Annotated in this window: 25 protein-coding genes and 1 riboswitch; of the genes, 22 read left to right on the forward strand and 3 right to left on the reverse strand. The window is 42.4% G+C overall.

Translation table 11 applies throughout. The features are described from left to right. The first annotated feature begins 279 nt into the window (after positions 1-279). The 3 genes from CEF17_RS03750 (at position 280) to CEF17_RS03760 (ending at position 4,541) form a co-directional block, all read left to right on the forward strand. The gene (locus tag CEF17_RS03750; RefSeq protein WP_054635449.1) at positions 280-891 is read left to right on the forward strand and encodes a superoxide dismutase; all 612 of its coding nucleotides are present in this window, start codon (positions 280-282) and stop codon (positions 889-891) included. Positions 892-1,027: 136 nt separating this feature from the next. After that, the gene (locus tag CEF17_RS03755; RefSeq protein WP_100398337.1) at positions 1,028-2,317 is read left to right on the forward strand and encodes an MFS transporter; all 1,290 of its coding nucleotides are present in this window, start codon (positions 1,028-1,030) and stop codon (positions 2,315-2,317) included. A gap of 139 nt (positions 2,318-2,456) precedes the next feature. Next, positions 2,457-4,541: a peptidoglycan D,D-transpeptidase FtsI family protein gene (locus tag CEF17_RS03760; RefSeq protein ID WP_100398338.1), complete on the forward strand. Its 2,085-nt coding sequence runs from the start codon at positions 2,457-2,459 to the stop codon at positions 4,539-4,541. Positions 4,542-4,713: 172 nt separating this feature from the next. On the opposite strand, the gene CEF17_RS03765 is transcribed toward CEF17_RS03760, so the two are convergent. After that, entirely contained in the window at positions 4,714-5,160 is a 447-nt protein-coding gene (locus CEF17_RS03765) for an endolytic transglycosylase MltG (protein WP_198508875.1), read from the reverse strand. A 34-nt stretch (positions 5,161-5,194) separates the two neighbouring features. Beyond that, positions 5,195-5,524 carry a hypothetical protein gene (locus CEF17_RS03770; protein ID WP_100398340.1) on the reverse strand — a complete coding sequence of 110 codons (330 nt, stop codon included), beginning with the start codon at positions 5,522-5,524 and terminating at the stop codon, positions 5,195-5,197. A gap of 173 nt (positions 5,525-5,697) precedes the next feature. On the opposite strand from CEF17_RS03770, the gene rpmG reads away from it, so the two are divergent. The 7 genes from rpmG (at position 5,698) to CEF17_RS03805 (ending at position 12,198) form a co-directional block, all read left to right on the forward strand. Further along, positions 5,698-5,847, forward strand: a complete 150-nt coding sequence (rpmG, locus tag CEF17_RS03775) for a 50S ribosomal protein L33 (protein WP_100398341.1) — start codon at positions 5,698-5,700, stop codon at positions 5,845-5,847. A 154-nt stretch (positions 5,848-6,001) separates the two neighbouring features. Then, complete coding sequence (locus CEF17_RS03780) at positions 6,002-6,559, forward strand: 5-formyltetrahydrofolate cyclo-ligase (RefSeq protein WP_100398342.1); 558 nt, start codon at positions 6,002-6,004, stop codon at positions 6,557-6,559. Then, entirely contained in the window at positions 6,556-7,341 is a 786-nt protein-coding gene (locus CEF17_RS03785) for a DUF92 domain-containing protein (RefSeq protein ID WP_100398343.1), read from the forward strand. The genes CEF17_RS03780 and CEF17_RS03785 overlap by 4 nt, the downstream gene beginning before the upstream one ends. Before the next feature lie 12 nt (positions 7,342-7,353). Then, positions 7,354-8,367, forward strand: coding sequence for a ThiF family adenylyltransferase (locus CEF17_RS03790; RefSeq protein ID WP_100398344.1), 1,014 nt, complete (start codon positions 7,354-7,356; stop codon positions 8,365-8,367). Between the two features lie 127 nt (positions 8,368-8,494). Continuing rightward, positions 8,495-9,448 (forward strand): L-lactate dehydrogenase, encoded by a 954-nt coding sequence (locus tag CEF17_RS03795; RefSeq protein ID WP_100398345.1) that lies wholly within the window; start codon positions 8,495-8,497, stop codon positions 9,446-9,448. A 445-nt stretch (positions 9,449-9,893) separates the two neighbouring features. Further along, on the forward strand, positions 9,894-10,649 hold the full coding sequence (locus CEF17_RS03800) for an HAD family hydrolase (protein ID WP_100398346.1): 756 nt from the start codon (positions 9,894-9,896) through the stop codon (positions 10,647-10,649). Between the two features lie 4 nt (positions 10,650-10,653). After that, positions 10,654-12,198, forward strand: a complete 1,545-nt coding sequence (locus CEF17_RS03805; protein WP_100398347.1) for a rhomboid family intramembrane serine protease — start codon at positions 10,654-10,656, stop codon at positions 12,196-12,198. A gap of 2 nt (positions 12,199-12,200) precedes the next feature. Here CEF17_RS03805 and CEF17_RS03810 read toward each other — a convergent pair whose 3' ends face one another. After that, positions 12,201-13,085: a hypothetical protein gene (locus tag CEF17_RS03810; protein ID WP_100398348.1), complete on the reverse strand. Its 885-nt coding sequence runs from the start codon at positions 13,083-13,085 to the stop codon at positions 12,201-12,203. 86 nt (positions 13,086-13,171) lie between these two features. On the opposite strand from CEF17_RS03810, the gene CEF17_RS03815 reads away from it, so the two are divergent. The 12 genes from CEF17_RS03815 to CEF17_RS03870 all read left to right on the forward strand — a co-directional run bounded on the left by CEF17_RS03815 (position 13,172) and on the right by CEF17_RS03870 (position 23,284). Continuing rightward, entirely contained in the window at positions 13,172-14,218 is a 1,047-nt protein-coding gene (locus CEF17_RS03815) for a M42 family metallopeptidase (protein WP_100398349.1), read from the forward strand. A gap of 204 nt (positions 14,219-14,422) precedes the next feature. Next, complete coding sequence (locus tag CEF17_RS03820) at positions 14,423-14,929, forward strand: hypothetical protein (protein WP_157842914.1); 507 nt, start codon at positions 14,423-14,425, stop codon at positions 14,927-14,929. A 19-nt stretch (positions 14,930-14,948) separates the two neighbouring features. Beyond that, positions 14,949-15,167: a YqgQ family protein gene (locus CEF17_RS03825; protein WP_100398351.1), complete on the forward strand. Its 219-nt coding sequence runs from the start codon at positions 14,949-14,951 to the stop codon at positions 15,165-15,167. Then, positions 15,160-16,149 carry an ROK family glucokinase gene (locus tag CEF17_RS03830; protein WP_100398352.1) on the forward strand — a complete coding sequence of 330 codons (990 nt, stop codon included), beginning with the start codon at positions 15,160-15,162 and terminating at the stop codon, positions 16,147-16,149. Before CEF17_RS03825 ends, CEF17_RS03830 begins: the two co-directional genes overlap by 8 nt. Before the next feature lie 141 nt (positions 16,150-16,290). Further along, entirely contained in the window at positions 16,291-17,706 is a 1,416-nt protein-coding gene (gene aspA / locus CEF17_RS03835; protein WP_100398353.1) for an aspartate ammonia-lyase, read from the forward strand. A gap of 180 nt (positions 17,707-17,886) precedes the next feature. Next, positions 17,887-17,995: riboswitch (TPP riboswitch) on the forward strand. Positions 17,996-18,089: 94 nt separating this feature from the next. Further along, complete coding sequence (gene thiE, locus CEF17_RS03840) at positions 18,090-18,728, forward strand: thiamine phosphate synthase (protein WP_100398354.1); 639 nt, start codon at positions 18,090-18,092, stop codon at positions 18,726-18,728. Next, positions 18,725-18,922, forward strand: a complete 198-nt coding sequence (gene thiS, locus CEF17_RS03845) for a sulfur carrier protein ThiS (protein ID WP_100398355.1) — start codon at positions 18,725-18,727, stop codon at positions 18,920-18,922. Before thiE ends, thiS begins: the two co-directional genes overlap by 4 nt. Before the next feature lie 5 nt (positions 18,923-18,927). Beyond that, complete coding sequence (locus CEF17_RS03850; protein ID WP_100398356.1) at positions 18,928-19,710, forward strand: thiazole synthase; 783 nt, start codon at positions 18,928-18,930, stop codon at positions 19,708-19,710. Then, on the forward strand, positions 19,667-20,857 hold the full coding sequence (thiO, locus tag CEF17_RS03855) for a glycine oxidase ThiO (RefSeq protein ID WP_332835279.1): 1,191 nt from the start codon (positions 19,667-19,669) through the stop codon (positions 20,855-20,857). Before CEF17_RS03850 ends, thiO begins: the two co-directional genes overlap by 44 nt. A gap of 34 nt (positions 20,858-20,891) precedes the next feature. After that, positions 20,892-21,695, forward strand: a complete 804-nt coding sequence (gene thiD / locus CEF17_RS03860; RefSeq protein ID WP_100398357.1) for a bifunctional hydroxymethylpyrimidine kinase/phosphomethylpyrimidine kinase — start codon at positions 20,892-20,894, stop codon at positions 21,693-21,695. A 117-nt stretch (positions 21,696-21,812) separates the two neighbouring features. Next, positions 21,813-22,520, forward strand: a complete 708-nt coding sequence (locus CEF17_RS03865; protein WP_100398358.1) for an ABC transporter ATP-binding protein — start codon at positions 21,813-21,815, stop codon at positions 22,518-22,520. Then, entirely contained in the window at positions 22,517-23,284 is a 768-nt protein-coding gene (locus CEF17_RS03870) for an ABC transporter permease (RefSeq protein WP_100398359.1), read from the forward strand. The genes CEF17_RS03865 and CEF17_RS03870 overlap by 4 nt, the downstream gene beginning before the upstream one ends. Positions 23,285-23,287 lie beyond the last annotated feature (3 nt).

A 23,287-nucleotide genomic window follows, 5' to 3' on the forward strand; every position in this document is an offset into this window, starting at 1 on the left:
AAACAGACAAACTTAAACAGTTTGTTTTTTTGTTGTGGAAAAAGAAAAAAATTATGAAACCATGCACTTTGTGTTTAACACGGTGGTGGAGAGGGAATCTTACTTAAGCTGGACTTCTTAAGAGTCAAGCTAATTTGTTGAAAAAAAAGTAGTGTTTTGGTAACGTTGTATTTGGAAAACTTATGAAACAATCCGATTTCATAAGTCAACCCTTATGCTGGTTTTGGCATCAAGACACAAGAGACTATAATTGTTATCATTCGAAGGAGGAGATTGAACATGGCAAAACATGAACTTCCAGAACTTCCGTATGAACCTAATGCACTAGAACCACACATTGATGAGGAAACGATGAAAATTCATCATGGGAAACATCATAATACTTACGTCACGAAACTTAATGCTGCACTTGAAGGCCAGGACGAACTTGCAAACAAAAGCGTTGAGGAGTTAATCAGTGACTTGGACTCTGTTCCATCTGACATCCGCAATGCAGTAAGAAATAATGGCGGCGGTCACGCTAACCACTCTCTTTTTTGGAACCTTTTAAGCCCTAATGGCGGCGGCGAACCAACAGGAGCACTAGCTGACGCTATCAGCAGCAAGTTTGGAAGCTTCGACAACTTTAAGGAAGAATTCAAAAATGCGGGTATTGGCCGCTTTGGCTCTGGTTGGGCTTGGCTCGTACTTGATAATGGAGAATTAGCGGTTGAAGATACACTAAATCAAGATTCTCCAATCATGGAAGGAAAAACTCCTCTCTTGGGAATTGACGTTTGGGAGCATGCTTACTACCTTAAGTATCAAAACCGTCGTCCTGACTACATCGAAGCATTCTGGAATGTAGTAAACTGGGAAGAAGTAGGAAAGCGTTACGAAGAAGCAAAATAATTGAATGAAAGCCTGCCGATTTATCGGCAGGCTTTTTATATGTATGGCCTGAAAGGCTTCAAGGGCTACAAAAAGGATATTAATGAATAACCGGATTCTTTAGTGAAACACTACCGGTAAGGTGGTGTAGTGGGCCATGAAGACTTCGGTAAAAAAGAAATTGCTGGGCAATGTGCGTGTTTCCAAGGACCTAACGCTGCTGTTGACTATCGGCGGGTTATATGCTTTGGCGATTGCCCTTTCTAATACTTTTGTTAATGTATATTTGTGGAAACAGTCTGGTGAATTTAGAGATATTGCATTATATCAATTTGCTTGTGCCCTTATTCAGCCGTTCGCGTTTTATCTTGCCGGATGGTGGACCAAGCGAGTGGACAGAATTGTAGTGCTTCGTTTTGGGATTGCTATCCTTTCTTTGTTTTATTTTGCCGTTCTTTATATCGGGGAGCAGGCAAGCAGTTACCTTCTGTTATTAGGAGGACTCCTTGGGGTCGGTTTTGGATTTTACTGGATGGCATTTAATGTATTGACCTTCGAAATTACCGAGCCAGACACTAGAGACTTTTTCAATGGTTTTTTCGGGCTATTATCCTCTTTTGCAGGTATGGTGGGTCCTTTCAGTGCAGGAGCTCTCATTACGTTGCTGCCTGAATTAACCGGTTACCATGTCATCTTTGCTGTTTCACTACTGCTTTTCCTGGCAGCAGTTTTTTTAAGTCTGAGGCTCAGTCGGAGAGTAGCCAAAGGAGCGATCAGGGTTAAGCAGGTCTGGAAAAGAAGAAAAGAAGATACAAGCTGGAATGGCATACTCTGGGCTCATTATTTTCAGGGGCTGAGAGAAGGAATCTTTGTATTTGTCATTGTGCTGTGGGTATACACTGCTTCAGGCAGTGAGATGGCTCTTGGGACATATGGCCTTATTACCTCCTCTATCTCATTTTTTTGCTATTATTTTGTCAGCCGGTTAATAAAAAAGGAATACCGGAAAAAAGGTATCTTTATAGGCGGGTTATTCTTATATGCAGCAATTTTTCTCATTATCCCTGAGCCCAGTTTTACCAGGCTTATTATATACGGGATTATCATTTCTGCAGCTTACCCGCTGTTGTTAGTCCCCTATGTATCTTTAACCTATGACGTCATCGGCAGGGCTTGGAATGCCGCAAAAATGAGAGTGGAGTATCTTTTAGTTCGTGAATTTTTTGTAAATGGAGGCAGAATTACTTCTATAGCTGTATTTTTAATAGCTGTGTCCGTCTGGGAAGCACAACACGTTATTCCATGGCTGCTGGCTGTCTTTGGGGCTGGTCATTTTGCTATGTATTTTGTCATTAAGGGAGTGCCTATTACTAATTCTTCACCCTCTGATACATCCCCCCAAAACCCTGTGATGAAACAAGACAATGAAGGGGAAAATCCTGTGTAATTTCCATTCTTTCTTCACCTATGCTTTAAGGTATGTGATACAATAAATACGCTGCAAGATAATAATGGGGCGCCCGGAAAACAGGTGTCTCTTTCTATTGCAGTAAGAATGAGAAGGATGGAGAGGGAAATAAAGAGGCATGCCTAAACTGAAGCAAAAGAAAAACCACGTGCCGTATCGTCTAAATGTATTGTTTTTCGGTGTATTTATTTTATTTTCAGCTTTAATTCTTCGTTTGGGCTTTGTCCAAATTGTTGAAGGAGAAAATTATATTAGAGACCTTGAAGGTACAAACAGTGCAAGTGCCCGCATAGATGCCCCAAGAGGGCTTATGTATGACCGACATGGAAATATAGCGGTAAATAACGAGTTAGTTTTGTCTCTTACCTATACAAACAGGCCGGGTGTTTCAAATGAAGAACGAATTGAAGTAGCAGAGCGCCTGAGTGAATTTATTGAAGTAGATATAGACAAGGTAACAGATCGTGATCTTAGAGACTTCTGGCTAATTACAAATGAGGAAGAAGCGCAGGAGCTGATTACTCCAGAAGAGCTATCGGCTTTAGAAGACAATGAACTCTATCAGCTTCAGCTGGAACGAATCCCTGATGGAGAGCTGGAATCTTTTTCTCAGGCTGATATGAAAGTAGCTGCTATTTGGCGTGAAATGACGGGTGGATACCACCATTCGCCTCACCGTGTTAAGCAAGGAATTGAAGTGGAGGAAGCACACCAAATCAGTGAACGCTTGGATGAACTTCCTGGTGTTGACTTGTACCGTGATGCACAGCGGAATTATGTATATGGCGACACATTCCCAAGATTTTTTGGCAGTACTGGCTCTATTCCAAGAGAAGGCATAGATTCTTACTTAGCCAGGGGATATGACCGTTCTGATGAAGTAGGAACCAGCTTTCTTGAAAGTCAGTATGAAGAGGTACTCAGAGGACAAAAAGGTGTCTTGGAAGCAGGTTCAGGCAACCTTGCTAACGCAACAGTGGAAAACCCGGGGAAGCGGGGGAATGACTTAGTCTTAACACTGGATATGGAACTGCAGCAAGAGGTAGAAAATATTATTAAAGAAGAAGTGGAAAGCTCACAGGGAACTTTTATTAATGATCCCGAGGCTTATGTAGTGATGATGGAACCACAGACAGGAGACATTCTATCCATTGCTGGATACGGAGACCATTTAGGTGCGGTTTCCCGTTCATTTGAAGCCGGGTCAACTGTTAAAGCAGCAACAGTGGCGGTTGGACTTGAAACCGAAGTGATACAGCCCGGAAGTATTATCCATGACAGGCCGATCAGTCTTCCTCAGACCCCTACAATGAGGTCTGTAAGGAATATGGGAAGTATAAACGAATTAACGGCTCTGGAACGATCATCAAACATTTATATGGCTGAAATTGCAATGAGAATGGCAGGCTATGATTATGGTCGTGAATGCTGCTGGGAAGATGTAGAGGGAGCTTATCAAACCTTTAGAAATTACTTTAATCAATTTGGTCTTGGTATAGAGACAGGCATTGATCTTCCTTCAGAATCAACCGGTATTGTAGGAAGCGGGAATATGCCAGGTAATCTTCTCTATTTAAGTTTTGGACAGTTTGATACCTATACGCCGCTGCAGCTGGCTCAATATATCTCAACGATTGCAAATGATGGGTACCGTATGCAGCCCAGACTGGTCAAAGAGATCCGCCAGCCAAGCGAGGATAATGATTCACTAGGCCCTATTTCCAGCCAGTTAGAGCCAAAGGTTCTAAACCGAGTGGACATACAGCCTGAATATCTGGACAGAGTACAGGAAGGCTTATGGAGAGTGATGAACGGCTCACAGGGAACGGCAAGATCCCACTTCAGCTCTGCTAATTATGTAGCGGCTGGAAAGACAGGTACGGCCCAAATTAGTGTCAGGAGCGACCGGACAGGAAATGTAGTTCAAGGAAACAATCAGGCATTAGTAGGATATGCCCCTTATGAAAACCCGGAGGTAGCCTTTGCTGTTATTGTTCCATATGTGCAACGAGATACTTCTGGGGGACGCACCGGGCTGGCCAATACGATCGCCCGTAAATCCTTGGATGCATACTTTGAATTAAAAGAAGAACGTCCTCATCAGCTTCCTGAAGAGACTAATGAGGAAACCTTGGAAGATCCTGAAGACTTTGAAGAATTTGAAGAGCTAGAAGAGCTAGTAGAAACTGCTACTGAGAACTAGGGAGGAGCAAAGACAGGAGCTGCGATGAAGAACGTTCCTCCTAAAAAAGACGGAGTTTCTATCTCAATTGTTTTCTGTTTCCTTTCAGTCACGATAAAAAGGTCGCAAACCTCACCATGGGGTTTGCGACCTTTTTTAATTACCGTATCTGCTTATTTGTTTGGAGGCACAATCAGGTAATCACATCTATAATTTCATCCGCACTCATGGAACTGTTTAGTTCATAGCTTCCTGTTTTAATGGAATGAGTGACCTCTTTATCTGCCATTTTAGTTTGGAATGAGTCGGCATCTTGAATTATATACAGAGCTTCAAGAGTTTGAGCTACTTCCTTACTGTTCATGCCTTTTTCTATTTGTAAGATTGTTATGTAAATCTGCTCTTCTTCAAAAGATTCAGAAGAAGATTTATTCTGCTCTATCAGATTTTCTTCGTATTCGTTTTTTTTCCAAACAAGGTAGCCGTTGGATTCCAGACTTTCTACCATTTCCAAAGTGCTTGGCTGGTAGGCAGAACCTTCAGCATGGTCACCTTGAGAGGAGGGGATGATGTCTGAGTAAAAATATATTACAGCCAGGAAAGCCGAAACGGTAAACCAGCCAGCAGCGAAATTTCTCATACCAGACTTCGTCACTTATGTCACCTCGTTACCTTCACAATAATCTTTGAACTTCTTCTTCTGTAAGTCTCATCTTTTGAGCAATATCCTGAACGTTGAGTCCCTCATTTACAAATTGGCTGGCTTCCTCTTTAAGCTTCGCAGTACCAGTGCTGCCTTTTGAGAACACGGGGTTTGCGCTGCTGCTTAAAAGCTCTTCCTCGAGTACCTTAACCTTCTTTTTTAGTTTATAAAGTTCTGTTAAATGAGTAATGGACAGGTCCTCAATTTGTTTTTCTGTTTCTTTGATTGTATCTTTTCCAAAGAAAGACAGGATGAACAGCCCAAGTCCTATAGCCAGTAAAATAATAATCATCCATTCCATGCATGCTTCATCTCCCGATAAATATAAAGTGATAACGCTAATATTATACACTCAAAATAGTGGGAAAAGGAAAAACTTCGCAAGAAGTTTTCATTATATCAACTTGATTGTCACCCATCAATTTGCTATTATTGAAAAGTATGATTAATGATTGTAGGTAGGGAGGGAAAAACATGCGCGTACAAGTGACTTTAGCCTGCACAGAATCAGGAGACCGCAACTATATTACTTCAAAAAACAAGCGTACAAACCCTGAGCGTATTGAATTGAAAAAATACAGCCCACGTTTGAAGAAACATACTCTTCACCGTGAAACAAAGTAAGCAGCAGGAAATTTATTCCTCTGCTTCTTTTTTCTTTGTACTCTTTTAGCTAGGATGGGACTGGGGCAGTAGTAACCTTGTAATCATACTCATTAAAAGAGGGTAAGGAATTTTAAGAATGTGGTTGAAATGGAGGTAGAGGCAGGCGGTAACGATGACAAAAACAGACATTCGCAAAGCAGTCCGGAAGGCTTTTGCCCAGCTGGCTGCTGAAGAGTATACCAAAAAGTGTGCAAGAGTACATAAACAGTTATATAGCACCGAGCAATGGAGACAGGCACGGATGATAGGTCTCACGTTGTCAACCAAAAATGAAATTGACACGCTAGCCGTTATAAAACAGGCTTGGAGTGAAGGGAAGAAAGTTGCTGTACCCAAGGTTAACCCCTTGACTCATTCCATGACATTTTACAAACTGACAAGTTTTAATCAGCTGAAAGAACAGTATGCAGGGATTCAGGAACCTGATGCTTCAAAGGCAGCTCCTGTCTTGCCTGAAGACATCCAACTTATGATCGTGCCGGGTCTGGCTTTCGATTGGGGACGTTATAGAATCGGATTCGGTGGCGGCTACTATGACAGGTTTTTAGCAGCTCATCTAGTACCAACATGTGCACTTGCCCTTGACTTTCAACTATTTGAGAAATTACCCAGGGAAGAACATGATAAGCCGGTAGATATATTGTTAACAGAGGAGAAAATATTGAGATGATTTTTGTAATGATTGCAGGAGTCCTTCTCTTCAGTATCCTTGCCTATCGATTAAAAGCATTAACCAGAGGGGGAACGGCTGCGGCTTTGTGCATTGGCATCCTGATAGCGTTAGGGTTTGAATTGTCTGGCTTGTTCATACTTGGCCTTTTCTTTGTTACCTCGACCATGTGGAGTAAATGGAAGAGAAATGGTGAGGATGAAATCAATGAAAAAGGGGGCCAGAGGGATGCGGGACAAGTACTGGCCAATGGCGGTACAGCCGCCTTTTTTGCCTTACTGTATTTATTTGTGCCAAGTACACTGTGGGTGTATGGCTTTTCTGGCGCCCTGGCTGCCGCTGCCTCAGACACGTGGGCTTCTGAAATTGGAGGAAGAGCAAAAGGAAAACCTATTCATATCAAGACATGTAAGAAGGTTCCTAAAGGCACATCCGGGGCCGTGTCCCCACAAGGCACGCTGGCTTCTCTTCTAGGTTCTGCTATGATCGGAATAACCACTGCTTTTTTGTTTCCAGGTGAAAGTCCGTACTGGATGATGGTCTTTATTATTGCCACGGCAGGTTTTTTTGGTAATATAATAGACACGTTAGCTGGGGCATTGATTCAAGTTGAATATAAATGTGCAACTTGCGGGCTGCGTACGGAAAGAACTCATCATTGTAATGGCCGGACAGTCCAGGTAAAGGGGTGGCGGTCCATGAACAATGAAACAGTTAATTTTTTATGTACCATATGTGGAGCTGTCAGCAGTACAGCGTTATTTTATTTATTTATAGGATAGGAAGGTGAGAGAATGAATTCTCGCTATTCAAGACAGATTCTTTTTCCTCAGATCGGTGAGAAGGGACAAGCCCTCCTTTCAACCAAGAAAGTGTTAATTGTTGGAGTAGGGGCTTTAGGTACTGTATCTTCCAACCATCTTGCCAGAGCCGGGGCTGGGTATATCAGGATTGCTGACAGAGATTATGTAGAGGCGAGCAATCTTCAAAGGCAGATGCTTTTTGATGAACAAGATGCAAAAGAGGCAAAGCCAAAAGCAGTGGCGGCCAAAGAGAAATTAACAGCCATTAATTCAGACATTACTGTGGATGCAAGAGTGACAGATGTTAACTCATCATCCATTGAGGACCTTGTTGAAGGAATGGACCTCGTAATTGATGGGACGGATAATTTTCAAACGAGGTTTTTATTAAACGATGCAAGCTTTAAGCATGAGACCCCTTTTATCTATGGAGGGGCGGTTAGCTCAAGAGGAATGTCCGCTCCTTTTCTACCAGGGCGTACCCCTTGTTTAAGATGCCTTCTGGGCGATGGCCAGAGCTCCCCGGGAGAAACATGTGATACGGTGGGAGTTATTTCTCCTGTCGTGGACATGGTAGCTTCCTTCCAGGCAGCTGAAGCTATTAAGATACTAACTGAAAAATTTTCAGACGTGAGGACGTCTCTTGTCCAATTTGACTTATGGAATTTTAGGTTCCATGAGATGGGATTTCCTAAGCCAAAAGTAAATTGTCTTACGTGTCAGAAGAAAGAATACCCTGATCTATATGCGTCTGAAGGGGACAGTATTACGACCCTTTGTGGCCGGGAAACCGTTCAGATCCAGGCACAGACCACTTTTGATCTTACAGAATGGGCTGATAAGTTACGGCTAGCAGGGCAAGTTAAAAAAACTCCTTTTCTTATTAGAGTGGAGCTTGATGAAGGGGAAAGACTGGTTATCTTTCAGGATGGGCGTGTGCTTGTTCAGGGAACAGAGGATGTTTCAAGAGCAAAGACATTATTTTCTCGTTATATAGGGTTTTAAAAAGTGAACGATATAAAGCGTTCACTTTTTTGTGAACAATTATTGTTCAGTATTTCACAAACTTAATATAAGAGGTAAAATAGAAAATAACAACGAAGTAAAAACCAAGGATAAAGGGGGAAGCAAAATGGAATATCAAAAAACCACAAGAGTCGTTCTTATTGGCACTGGCTTTGTAGGTTCAAGTTATGCATACGCCTGCTTGAACCAAGGAGTAGTTGACGAAATGGTATTAATAGACAGAGATACAAAGAAAGCTGAAGGCGATGCAATGGATTTAAATCATGGAATCCCATACGGGTCTCCAATGAAAATATGGGCAGGAAGCTACAAAGACTGCAAGGACGCTGATCTGGTTGTGATTACTGCCGGGGCAAATCAGGGACCCGGGGAAACGCGGCTTGATTTAATTGAAAAGAATACTCAAATATTTAAAGAAATTGTAGAAGAAGTGATGGCTAATGGTTTTGACGGTATCTTTCTGATTGCAACCAACCCAGTGGATGTCTTATCCTACGCGACCTGGAAGTTTTCCGGTCTCCCTCCTGAAAGAGTAATTGGGTCAGGGACTATCCTGGATACGGCGAGGTTTCGTTATCTTTTAGGAGAGTATTTTAATGTAGATGCACGAAATGTTCATGCGTACATTATGGGAGAACATGGAGATACGGAGCTTCCGTTATGGAGTCATGCGGACATAGGAGGACAGCCGATTCTACAATTGGTGAACGATGAAAAGAATCATGCCAAAATGGAGGATTTAGATGAATTATTTTTAAAAGTGCGAGATGCAGCTTATCACATTATAGAAAGAAAAGGAGCTACTTACTACGGGATCGCCCTCGGTCTTGTTCGGTTAACAAAAGCGATATTGCGTAACGAGAATTCAATTTTAACCGTATCTGCACTTCTTGAAGGCCAATACGGGGAAGAGAACGTATACATTGGGGTACCTGCTATTGTTAATGGGAATGGAATCAGGGAAGTTGTTGAGCTTTCTTTAAATGAACAGGAAAAAAAGCAATTTTCCCATTCAGCAAACACTTTAAAAGAAGCTGCAGCCTCTATAATAAAAGAGTAATGAAGGCTTTTTTACAAATAATGTATAAGCCTATCGAGGAGAACACAATATAAGGAAAACCAATAGAAAGGGGCTTTTTGGATGGTTCGTTCCTTGTTTTGGTCCTTATTATGTGTAATTCTCTTATGGATGGTGTATCGGGTTCGCTGGCGAATTGTTAATGTCCTGTTTTCCCAGAGGTGGCTTAGGGTTATGCTTATTACGTTTGCATTACAGCTTCCTTATGTTAGAGAGAAGTTTTTCCAGCGCTCACTTTCTTTTCCAGTCACATAATCGTTTATATAAATATCCCGGGACTCAAACTGGGATATTTTATTTTGATTTTGACTAATTAAACAACCAAAAAGCAAAAGGGCTGTTACCTCATTTCCTGGATAGGGTATAGAAGAAATATTCGAATTTAAAAAGGCTCGTTGATATAATAAAGGGATAGTGGAGGGAGACCATGCATTGGAATATCATTTGTTTTGACTTAGATAATACACTTTTCAGTCATGAGCAGGCTTTTGAAAAAGCCATTAGTTTTTGCTTTGACGAAAAATTTGAAGAACTTAAAAGTGAAAGTTCTTCTGTCCCTTACATAAAAACGGATCAATGGTTCTATTTTTTTAAGAAACATAGTGATGAGTTTTGGGAGGATTTAGAGGAGGAAAGGTTGACGCTCGAGGAGTATCGCAAAAAGCGATACGAGGAAACAATGAGAATTTTCGGCCTTCCCATAAAAGAAAATGATGCCAGCCGATTTCAAGAACGGTATCAGCAAGTGGTGGGGAACTTCAGTACCCCTTTTGAAGGATTGTATGATTTCCTGGATACTCTGAAAAAGCAAAACGTGAAGCTTGGAATTATCACAAATGGCGGAAAAGAAACCCAGCAAAAGAAAGTGGACAACCTTGGTTTGGAAAGCTACATTCCAAAAGAGCATATAATCATTTCAGAAGAGGCCCAAGTGGAAAAACCTGATAAAGCTATTTTCGATCTTGCCTTAAAAAAAATGGGAGAGAAGAATCTTTCCCCTCTTTTTATAGGAGATTCCTGGTTGTTAGACGTAGCAGGCGCCATTGATGCGGGATGGGATGCAATTTTTTTAAATACGAGAGGAGAGGAGCCCTTGACCTCGCACCATCCAATCTTGGAATGCAAGACTTTAAAGGATACAGCGGGATTCATTTATGAACGTTTAGGGCTGAAAGAAGGGTGAGCAGATGGAAGTACTTCGACAGAACTACCTTTTTTGGCGTCTCGTGCACTACCTCGTGATAGAAGAAAAAATGAGAGTTATCGAGATCAGCCCTGACCAAAAACAGGTATGGCTGGAAAAAGATCAAGAAGGAAACCCCGCTGTTATCAGGGTCTTCCGGGCTGATATCGATTGGAGTAAATGGCTTAAAGAAGATATCGAAAAAGCAAAAAAATCCTTTCAGAAGGCTAAGCGTTTCGTAGCTGCTAAAAAAGCACCTTTTTATAACGTATATGTCTCTCCATATCCGCCAATAGATAATTGGAAAGATGCTGCAAAAAAACAGGCTGATTACCCGACGCTGTCTATGTCAACTTATGTCATAGCTTCTTCAAACACGGCGGAAGAGAGCGACCGAGTGGAGGATTTGTTAAAGGATTTACAAACAAATAGCCATTGGAAAGACATGGAGTACGTTAGTGAAGAAGTTGAATTGGAAACCCAGCACCTTATAAGGGAAGTAAAGCAGACCACAGAAGAAAGAACTCAAAGAGAGCGGTCCTTGTTTTTATATGGGAAGCCTATTCTGACAACTGTCCTGTTGATATGTATCCTCTCGGTGTATTTTATCGTGGAACAGCAGGGAGGCTCCACCAATATTACGACTCTTATTGATTTTGGAGCAAAATATAATCCGGCGATCATTGATGGTGAATGGTGGCGCCTTCTTACCGCCATGTTTCTTCATATTGGTTTTTTGCATTTGTTTATGAATTCACTGGCTCTGTATTTTCTCGGCGGGGCTGTGGAACGGATTTACGGAACGTTCCGCTTTTTCTTCATTTATTTAACTGCAGGTTTATTTGGCTCGGCTGCATCATTTGCCTTTAATGAACAAATATCTGCTGGAGCATCAGGGGCTATATTTGGTTGTTTCGGGGCTCTCCTTTATTTTGGCTTGATCCATAAAAAACTTTTTTTCCGAACGATGGGCACAAGTGTAATTGTCATATTGATTATTAATCTATCGTTTGGCTTCCTGGTTCCTATGGTTGATAATGGAGCTCATATTGGCGGTTTGATTGGTGGTTTTATAGCTTCCGCCTTCCTTCATTTGCCTAAGCACCGCCAACATGTAAGACAGCTGCTTTTTTTAGCAGCTGCTTTAGTAGCAGGATCCGGGTTATTTGCATACGGATTTGTTAACGAGGATAAAGGAAGCACCCCTCTTGTGCAGCTGCAGATGGGTCAGGAATTGCTTGAAGAAGGAGAATATGAAGACGCCCGGCCTTTAATAGAAAGTGCCATTGAAGAGGGGGAAGAACGGCCGGAAGCCTTTTTTCTCTTAGCATACGCAGAGGCTAATTTAGAAATGTATGAAGAGGCACGCGGGAACCTGGAGCAGGCTATCGAGCTGCGGCCTGAGTTTCACGAAGCCCACTATAATCTGGCTCTTGTATACAGAGAGCTTGGCGAACTGGAAGAGGCCCGGGATTCGGTAGAAAGAGCGCTGGAACTTGAGCCGGACGAAGAGCTGTATCAAAACCTTGCAGAGGATCTTGAGGAGTAAGGTTATATCTTAAAAGGCCGCTTCCATTTTACGGGACTCCCATCCTGCATCTTAACTATAAGGTATATACATTGTTCCTCCTGAGACCAGGCTATAAAAGGCATAGAGTGTCCTAAGGGTACGTCCTTTGTTCCAGAAGCACTTTTTTTGTCCAGGAGAACATGATGATAAAGAGTTTCCCAGATTGTTCCAATAAAGGCATCTACCCGGTCTTCAGGCAGAAAGGCCGGGGGAGCCTCGTACCATGACGTAATGGCCGTAATAGGATAAAGATCGATATCTTCTTCCAGGGAAAAGTGTTTTCTAAGACCCTTTTCTACATGGTTGAGCTGTTGCTCCATAATATAATCAAGTACCTCTTTTGAATCCTGATCTTCACTGCTTGAAGGATTATTCTTAAAGGAGTGAAGATCAGTAAAAGGGGAGTCAAGCACGTACAGAGTGTCATGGCTCATCGATTGTCTGCTTTTCCACCCTTCCTGATCTTTTAATATTTCTGCGTGATGAAGAGTGAGGACTTCAAATTTATTGCTGTCTTCCCCTTTTAGTTTTTTCTTAAAGGATAAATCTTTACTATCTTCTTCCCACACGGTCATAACATCACGGAGATAGCCGTTCTCAAAGAAAAGGGAAAGGTCTTGGCGAAGACTTGCTTCTTCATTTAACGAAGAAGAAATAGACCATTCAAGAATGTACTCATCATCATCTTCTATATGCAAAATATCAAGGCTGGTTTCAGCGGCTTCATAGCTTGCTTTTGGGTCAGGCGGATATATGGAAAAAGTCTCTCTTAATCCAGAGGGTTCTGCCTTAAGCCAGATCAAAAGGAACACAAGATGGACCCCCGCGATGGCCAGGACCATACGTACGGTCTTTTTTTTGATCACCTTTATCCCACCGTTCGTAAATAGGGTTGTACCCATTGATATGTAGGGTGTCAGTTACATATACCATTTTATGGGGGGAGAAAATTATGAAAGGCAATATCCAAACGATTACCGACTATATTGAAACACTTGTTAACATTCCAAGTCCGTCAGGCTATACGGAAGAGGTTATAAACAGGGTAGAAGAACTGCTCCTTAACAGAAATGTTATAGTGACAAGAAACCGCAAAGGGGGTCTGCTTGTTACTCTGCCCGGGAAAGACAAGACACGCCACCGCATGCTGACTGCCCATGTGGACACTCTGGGAGCGATGGTTAAAGAAGTGAAAAAAGATGGCAGGCTGAGACTGACGAATATAGGAGGGTTTCGCTGGAATGCTGCAGAAGGAGAATACTGCAGAGTCATCACATCTTCGGATAAAAGGTACACTGGTACCATTTTGCTTCACCAGGCTTCTGTGCATGTCTATAAAAATGCCGGAGATATCAAGCGTGATGAAAAAAATATGGAAGTCCGTTTAGATGAAAAAGTGGATAGTAAAAAAGATACGGAACAGTTGGGAATTCAGCCAGGAGACTTTGTAGCTTTTGAACCCCGGTTTGAAAAAACGGCTTCCGGCTATATTAAATCCAGGCATCTCGATGATAAAGCAAGTGTTGCACTTCTCATTCATTTGATAAATGTGATAGAGACCGAAGGAATTGTCCTGCCTTATACAACTCACTTTCTTATTTCAAACAATGAAGAGATTGGATACGGCGGAAACTCAAATATCACACCAGAAACAGAAGAGTATCTTGCTGTAGATATGGGAGCGATCGGAGACGGTCAGACAACTGATGAACATAGTGTTTCTATTTGTGCCAAGGATTCTTCAGGCCCTTATCATTTTAAGCTTAGGAACAAGCTTGTTGAGCTTGCAAAAGAACATGAGCTTTCGTATGCTGTCGACATATATCCTTATTACGGGTCAGACGCCTCTGCTGCCATTCGGGCAGGGTATGACATTGCCCATGGCCTTATAGGGCCTGGAATAGATGCTTCTCATTCCCATGAGAGAACACACACAGATTCTCTCCTCCATACCTTTGGCTTGCTTTATTATTATGTACAGTCAGAATTATCAACATAGAAACCGCCCTCTTTTCCACAGGAGGGCTTTTTTTCTGCTGGTGGGAGAGGGGGTGGTTTCTGACCGTCAGGTATAATGGCTCTCTATTTGATATCAATAAATATAGGAAACTTACCGAAGCAAAGCATGTTTCATCAAAGTATGCATATGGTGAGTAAAAAGTGGAGCTTTCGTAAGCTACTTTACCTAAAGGCGGTGGCCCGAATGGTTTGGATAATAGTAGAACCCCTTATACTCGGTGCTGCGATAGGCGGCATGGCCATTTATACGAGAAATTCCTTTCAAAAGCTGGCTCTTCTTTTCTTTCTTTTTTTCGCCTCTGCTGGGTATTTAGGTTTTTTAACAGGCAGGTGGGAATGGACAGAAATACTGGCCGGGCATTGGGTGAGTCATGTGATTCGTCTCCTCTTAATTGGAGCTTTCCTCTTTTTCTCGTTTACAGAGTATAGGCCAGGCTGGGGATTTTTTTCGAAAAAGGCGAAGGGCATGTGGTTTCTTCTTTTTATGTTATTCTTCTATACAGGGGTGCAGACAGCTGCTTTTTTATCGCATTTCCTCTGGTATGGATTGACTTTAGTTGTCTTTTTCATAGGGTATGCAGCAGGAGGATACGGGCAGTTTTTTGTGCAGCAGCAGTTTTTTCGTGTTACTTTTCTGCCATTTCTTCCACCGGTGCTCCTTCTTTTCTTTGCTGTCATTTTACTGATATAATGAGCGAGGGTGTTTGTGAATGAATAATTTGTATGAATTAAAAAAGTGGATGATAAGCTTCGGGGCAGTGATCTATACAAAGGATCCACTGGCTGATCTTGATTTAATAGAAGAGGAAGTAAAAGAAGCCTATAATATGGGCGTGCTCGATAAAGATTCATATCAAAAAGCTTTATTAATAGTCAGACAGGAACGAAATAAAATTTCGCGAGAGAAAAGAGGTGAATCTCATGAGTAATACATATCTGCTTGGCATTGATGTGGGCGGAACAGCCATAAAGATGGCTTTGTTTACGAAAGAAGGACCAATGATCAAGAAATGGTCTATCCCTACGGATAAACGAGAAAAAGGCAGCTATATTCCTGATGATATTGAAATGTCAGTGATAAAAGAGCTGGAAAATGAAAGGATCACCCTTGAACAGCTTGAAGGAGTTGGTCTTGGTGTTCCTGGTTTTGTGGACATAGAGAATGGAACAATTGAATTTGCAGTCAACATTGGCTGGAGAGATTTTCCTTTGGCCAAAATTTTATCGAAAAGTTTGTCTGTACCGGTTTTCCTGGATAATGACGCTAACCTGGCAGCGGCCGGAGAATACTGGAAGGGAGCCGGAAGATCAGCAAAGGATATGATCTGTTTTACGATAGGCACTGGTGTAGGCGGCGGTGTGATCGTAGGGGGAAATATTGTACATGGCGTAGAAGGGATGGCTGGAGAAGTCGGGCATATAACAGTTGACCCTTTTAGAGGGAAAACCTGTAATTGTGGCAAGACTGGCTGCCTGGAAACAGTGGCGTCAGCTACGGGAATGGTAAGTTCAGTAATAGAGAAACGAGAAAATAAAGAATATCCAACTTCCATTCTTCAAAGTACAAGCGAGGAGAAGCTGACGACAAAGGAAATTTTTGAAGCCGCTGCCAGTAAAGACCCCCTCGCAACGGCAGTTATTGAGGAAGCGGCGTTGTACATCGGCCTGGCGGCAGCCAATGCTTGTACATTGTTGAATCCAGAAAGAATTGTTATTGGCGGCGGAGTGTCGGCTGCCGGAGAGGCTCTCCTGTCTCCTATACAAAAATACTTTCAAGGTTACGCATTGGAAAAAGTAGCAAAAGGAACAGAGTTTGTTATTGCAGAATTAGGAAATGATGCAGGAGTAACCGGAGCTGCATGGCTTGCCGCTAAATCTTTAGGTATTCTTCCGGAGAATTACGAAAAGTGAATCATGCAAATTAATTTGCATCCAGCCCGTGTTATGCCTCTACACGGGCTGAATATGCGGATAGCATAATTTGTTGGAGAAAGGGTATACATACCTATAATACGAATGAAACTTAGTTCATTTTAGAAGGAGCGTTATTGTATGACAGAATTCCGAATTGAAAAAGATTTTCTCGGGGAGAAAAAGGTGCCAAAAGATGCGTATTATGGTATTCAGACGATCCGCGCCAAAGAAAATTTTCCGATCACTGGCTATCCACCTCACCCAGAGCTTATTCGCGCGTTCGGTTATGTCAAAAAGGCTGCAGCGATGGCAAATAGAGATGTGGGCGTACTTAACAAAAAAATTGCCAAGGCTATTATCCAGGCAGCAGATGAAGTGATTGAAGGAGCGTATAATGATCAGTTTATCGTGGACGCCATTCAAGGAGGAGCCGGTACCTCCTTTAACATGAATACAAATGAAGTGATCGCCAACAGGGCAATTGAGCTGCTAGGAGGAGAAAAAGGGGATTATTTGAAGGTCAGTCCTAATACTCATGTTAATATGGCTCAGTCAACAAATGACACGTTCCCTACTGCCATTCATATATCTTCCTTGCTTCTGTCCAAAGGGCTGACCCAGGCACTCTCGGATATTGTGGATACCATGAAACGAAAAGAGCAGGAATTTGATGAAGTCATTAAGATGGGAAGAACTCATCTTCAAGACGCAGTACCCATTAGGCTTGGACAGGAGTTCGGAGCTTATAGAAGAGTGCTGACGAGGGACTTGAACCGTATTAAAAAGTCTGTGGATCATTTGTTTGAAATTAACATGGGGGCGACAGCTGTAGGAACAGGTTTAAATGCGAAGCCTGAGTACATTGAAAAAGTGGCAGAGTATTTGGCTGATCTAACTGGTTTCCCTTTGTTCAGTGCAGAAGATCTTGTAGATGCCACGCAAAATACAGACGCCTATACTGAACTATCCGCATCTCTTAAAGTGCATGCTATTAACCTATCAAAAATTGCAAACGACTTACGATTAATGAGCTCAGGTCCAAGAACAGGGTTTAATGAGATTAACCTTCCGCCAAGGCAGCCAGGTTCCTCTATTATGCCTGGAAAAGTGAACCCGGTCATGGCAGAGGTGGTTAATCAGATTGCGTTTCAAGTGATGGGGAATGACCATACAATATGCATGGCCTCAGAAGCAGGGCAGCTTGAGTTAAATGTAATGGAGCCTGTTTTAGTTTTTAACTTGCTTCAGTCTCTTTCCATTTTACAAAATGGACTAAATTCCTTCAGGCAGCTGGCTCTTGAGGATTTGACCGCCAATGTGGAACGAACGAAACACATGGTGGAGCACAGTGTCGGAATTATAACCGCTATTAATCCTCATGTAGGATATGAAACAGCCTCCCGAATCGCAAAAGAAGCTATTCAGACAGGAATGAGTGTAAGGCAAATTTGCTTGGAAAGAGGAATTCTTACCGAAGAAGAGCTTGATGAAATACTCGATGCAAAAGAAATGACTAACCCAGGAATAGCTGGAGGGCGTTTTATCTTTGATTAATGCAAGGAGCTGGTCAGGAGTTTTTCTGACTGGCTTTTTTGCGGATTATTTTTGGAAGAACAGGGAGAATGACATGAAAAAAGTATCAAAATATGTTCGTTGGATTGTGGAATATGGGTTGTTATCTATTAAATTTATGGGATAATATTTATATTGTACTCTTTAATATAATAGACCTTTATAGATGACTAGGGGTGCCGGACAGGAAGCCGGCTGAGAAAAAGGTGGTCCTTTTACCCTTGAACCTGATCTGGTTGATGCCAGCGTAGGAAAGTCGATGAGTAGGAAACTGACGTCATCCACTGCGCTGGATGGCGTTTTTTTATATGTTTTAAGATTCTCTTACACAACAAAGGATTTAGTATCAGAAAGGAGGCGGAAGTATGAAGGACTTTCGCTTATATACGATAACCGGAGAAGAATTTCATCGTGGCCGTTCTATGCTTGAGGTAATGGAAGAAGCAGTAAAGGGCGGGTCAGATATTATTCAGCTTCGGGATAAATTCAGCAGCAAAAAAGAAGTGTTTGAAAAAGCCAAAAAGTTAAGGGAAATGACTGCCCGTTATGGGGCTGCCTTTATTGTAAACGACCATATTGATGTTGCTCTTGCAGTAGGAGCTGATGGCATTCATTTAGGTCAGGACGATCTTCCTTTAACAGAGGCAAGGAATATTGTAGGCGAAGATATGATTATTGGAATTTCCACCCACGCGATTGAAGAAGCAAGAGAAGCAGAACGAAATGGCGCCGATTATATTGGGGTAGGTCCGGTTTTTGCCACGAAAAGCAAAGTGGACGTCATTGATCCAGTCACGACCTCTTACGTAAAGCAGGTAGCTGATGAAATTACTATCCCGTTTGTGGCGATTGGAGGCATTAAGCTTCATAACGTGGATCAGGTAATTGATGCTGGAGCAGACAGGATTTGCGCCATCAGTGAGATTGTCGGCAGTAAAGATATTCAAGGAACATGCCAGGCCTTTTTAGAAAAATTGGATGCAAAGAGGAGGATTGAAAAATGACCATTGAGGTGAACGGAGAAAAAAAGGACCTGCAAGTACAGACATTAATTGAGGTTGTTGAACATTTTGATCTTCAGGATAAAATGATTGTTACCGAAGTTGAAGGAAAGATTATTGACCGTGACCAATGGAACGTAACGGAAGTACAGCCAGGAATGAAAATAGAACTGGTCCATTTTGTAGGAGGAGGATGATCACCATGACGAAAAAGGATAAGTTAGTAATCGGAGATGTAGAGTTATCTTCTCGCTTCTTCCTGGGAACAGGCCGTTATCCGAATCCGTTTGTTCAAAATGAAGCAATACGTGAGAGCGGAACTGAGGTACTGACATTTGCTATCCGTCGTGTAAATCTGGAGTCCCCGGATGAGGATGCTATTTTACAGCATGTGGAAGGGAAAATTTTTCAGTACCTTCCCAATACTTCCGGTGCCAAAACGGCAGAAGAAGCGGTTAGAATTGCTCGGCTGGCAAAGGCTTCTGGCTTGAGCAGCTGGATTAAGGTAGAAATCAGTGCAAATGAAAAAACACTTTTACCTGACCCGATAGAAACACTAAAGGCTACCGAACAGCTGGCCAAAGAAGGGTTTACTGTTCTTCCCTATACTTCAGATGACCCAATACTTTGCAAACGTTTGGAAGAAGCAGGAGCAGCTGCTGTCATGCCGGGGGCTGCTCCAATAGGCACGGGACTGGGTGTGTTGAATCCTTATAACCTTTCCTTAATTATTGAAGAAGCGAACGTACCAATTATCGTCGATGCGGGGCTTGGCTCGGCTAAAGATGTAACAGAAGTTATGGAACTTGGAGCAGATGGGGTGCTTATGAACACTCCTGTAGCCAAAGCCAAGGACCCTGTTCGGATGGCTGCTGCTATGAAGCACGCGATTGAGGCTGGCCGCCTTTCTTATGAAGCCGGAAGGATCCAGAAGAAACGGTATGCAACAGCAAGCAGTGGTTATGAAACCTTCATATCAAAATAGACAGAGGCTGATGAAGGCTGAGAAAGCAGGTGTACAGGGGATGAAAGAATCAATTATTATTCTTGGCGGAGGTGTAATAGGCCTGGCTGCTGCCTTTGAGTGCAGGCGGCGGGGCCATGATGTTACTCTTCTTGAAAAAGTGAGTTGCGGGGGACAAGCTTCTGGTGCAGCGGCCGGGATGCTGGCACCGTTTTCTGAAATTGAAGAAGACCCCGATGATTTTTTCAGGCTGGGTCTGAGAAGCTTAAGGCTTTATTCTCAGTGGATTGAAGATGTAAAAAAGAACTCGGAAACAAACTTTGAGTTCAGTAATTCAGGCAGCCTTCATGTCGTATACCATGAGGCTGATTTATTGTCTCTTGAGTCGAGGCAGCGCTGGCAGGGTGAATTCGGAGTAGAGGCTGAAATAATAAAAGGAAGAGAGCTTTTTGACCTCGAGCCTAAACTGTCAAAAGACATTATAGCAGCCATGCGTTACCCGGAAGAAAGTCATGTTTATGCACCAGGTTATGTCAAGGCTTTAGAAGAAGCATGCCGAAACCTTGGAGTAACTATTAAAGACCACCTGGAAGAAGTAACAGTCAAGGAATGGGAGTCGGCTGTTTTGCTTCAAGCAAAGAACGGAGAAACGTTCACGGCCGACAAACTCGTCATTTCTTCTGGTGCCTGGGCAAAAGAAATGGAATATGTATTTCAGATGAATATACCCATTGTGCCGATTCGAGGACAGATTTGCGCCTATGAGATTAACAACGGCGAGGTACAGCACATTGTATACTCTCCTCAAGGCTATCTCGTCCCAAAAGAAAACGGATCATTAATTAACGGAGCCTCTGAGGACATTGCAGGTTTTACTACAGAGGTAACGAAAAAAGGAATTGACCGTCTGGTTAAATGGAATAAAAATGTCTTTCCTTTTCTTGAGGGAAAAGAACCATTTCATTCTTGGGCCGGCCTTCGTCCTGCCACACAAGACGGCTATCCCCTGATTGGAAGGAAGAAAGAAGCCAGCCATATTATCTTTGCTGCAGGGCACTACCGAAATGGAATATTATTAAGCCCGGTGACTGCAGAAATCGTAGCAGATACTATTGATGGAAAAGAAGCGGAGATTCCTCTTCATCTTTTTGACCCCAATCGGTTTTAGATAGAGAAATAAGCATATGGATGGAGGTGCAAACATGTCTACAATGGCAAAAGCACTAACAATTGCCGGTTCTGACAGCGGCGGCGGTGCAGGGATTCAAGCGGACTTAAAAACATTCCAGGAAAGAGGAGTGTTTGGCACAAGCGTAATAACTGCGGTAACTGCTCAAAATACGTTGGGGGTACATGGAGTATATCCCCAGTCTCTTGAAAGCATTGAAGCTCAGTTACATGCGGTCCTCTCTGATATTGGAGCTGACGCATTGAAAACGGGGATGCTTTTTTCTGCAGAAATTATTGAGCTTGTCAGCAAGTTGTGCAAGGATTATAACGTCACTAATATTGTGGTGGACCCGGTAATGATTGCTAAGGGGGGATCGGAACTTTTACAGCAAGAGGCTGTAGAAGCCCTGACAACTCAGCTGCTTCCATTAGCTACAGTAATTACGCCTAATCTTCCAGAAGCGGAAAAGATACTAGGAGCAGGCAGTATTAAAACACTTAGTGATATGAAAGAAGCAGTCAGAGAGCTGAAAAGTCTGGGACCACAGTCGGTCGTTTTAAAGGGAGGACACTTGGAAGACGAGATAGCGACAGATTTGTTTTTTGACGGAGAGAGAATGATTCCTTTTGAAACCCCACGAATAGATACAAAACATACACACGGAACAGGATGCACATTTGCTGCATGTATTGCAGCTGAACTTGCGAAAGGGAATTCTCTGGTAGAGTCTGTTACAGTTGCTAAACAATTTATTACAGCAGCAATTGAGCATTCCTTGATGTTAGGCACAGGAATCGGTCCTACAAATCATGCAGCCCACCGATTAAAAAAGTAGGATGATCATGGAAAAAGAGCGCAAGTGCGCTCTTTTTCCATGTCTGTGGCTGTCTCTTTGCCTTTCATTCTTTCAGGATTTATACTTATGATACAGCTAGAAAGAAGGAGATTTTCCATGGCAGAGATAGTTTTTGAGCTGTGCAATGTTTCAACTGAACACTTAAACGATGTTAATCTTTCGCTGGAAGAGGGGAAAATTTCGTGCTTATTTGGACCTTCAGGAGCGGGGAAAAGCAGTATCCTGTACTTGCTGAACCGTTTGTCAGACCAGGGAGCTGGAGACATTTATTACCGTGGAACCTCCCTTACCCGTTTACCTGTCCAGAAGTTGAGACGAGATGTTGGGATGGTTTTTCAAGAGTCTGCTTTGTTTGAAGGTACGGTTGAAGATAACCTGAAGTACGGGCCAGTTTTACACCATTCCTGGTCTCCTAATGATGGCGAAAAGTTATTAAGAAAAGTAAAGCTTCCGGCAGAATTTCTATCTAAGTCAGCTGATAGCTTGTCAGGGGGAGAAAAACAGAGAGTGGCTCTCGCAAGGACACTTGCCAATGACCCGGACGTGCTGCTTCTTGATGAAGTAACGAGTTCATTAGATGTAAAAAGCACAGAAGCAATTGAGGAACTTCTGAAGAACGTAGTGAAAAATGAGAAAAAGACGATTGTAATGGTCAGTCATAATATAAGCCAAATCAGGCGACTGGCCGATTATGCTTACTTCATTGATAAAGGAAAGGTTATTGAGGAAGGTCTTCCAGAGACATTGATTAGTGAACCGAAGACAAAGTGGCTTAGATTGTTTTTAAAGGATAGTATCTCATGAACGAAATTGAAATAACAAACATGACCCTGTTTTTTTTACTTGTTTTTATCATTATTCCTGTATGCTTATCTTATTATTATTCTTTAGGGCTCTCTCGGTCAATTCTGTGGTCAGCTTTCAGAGGAATCTCCCAATTACTTCTCATCGGGTATATACTTACATTTTTATTCGGGTTAGAACCACTCCAAGGGATCCCGCTAATGCTTGCGATCATGATTATGACCGCGGCTTTGCATGCGGCTAAAAAGGGGAAAGGAATACCTTATATTCTGCCAGTAGTATTAATAATAATGGTTGTAATAGAAGGATTGGTTCTCGCCTTATGGCTCAGCTTCCAGATTATTGACTTTGAGCCTGACCAGGTCATCCCTATGAGCGGAATGGTTATAGGTAATAGCATGGTAGCAATCGGACTTGCTCTAGATAAGCTAAAAAGCGAAATGAAAACAGAAAAAGAAAAAATCCTGGCTTCCCTAGCATTAGGTGCTTCTCCTGCTCAAGCTACTCAGCCCTTTGTTAAAAGAATTATACGTTCAGCTATGATTCCAAACATTGATGGGTTAAAAACTATTGGAATCGTCCAGCTTCCAGGAATGATGACCGGATTAATTTTGGGTGGAGTCTCGCCTTTAGTTGCTGTTCGATTTCAAATTGTCATTTCTTTAAGTATTTTTGTAGCCGTGTCGGTAAGCGCAATGTTAGCTGTTTTAATCATTTACAGGTTCTTCTTTAACAGCCGGATGCAATTAATAGAGAGGGAGTAAAAA

This window comes from Bacillus sp. FJAT-44742 (assembly GCF_002797315.1).
Classification (GTDB): Bacteria; Bacillota; Bacilli; order Bacillales; family Marinococcaceae; genus Thalassorhabdus; species Thalassorhabdus alkalitolerans.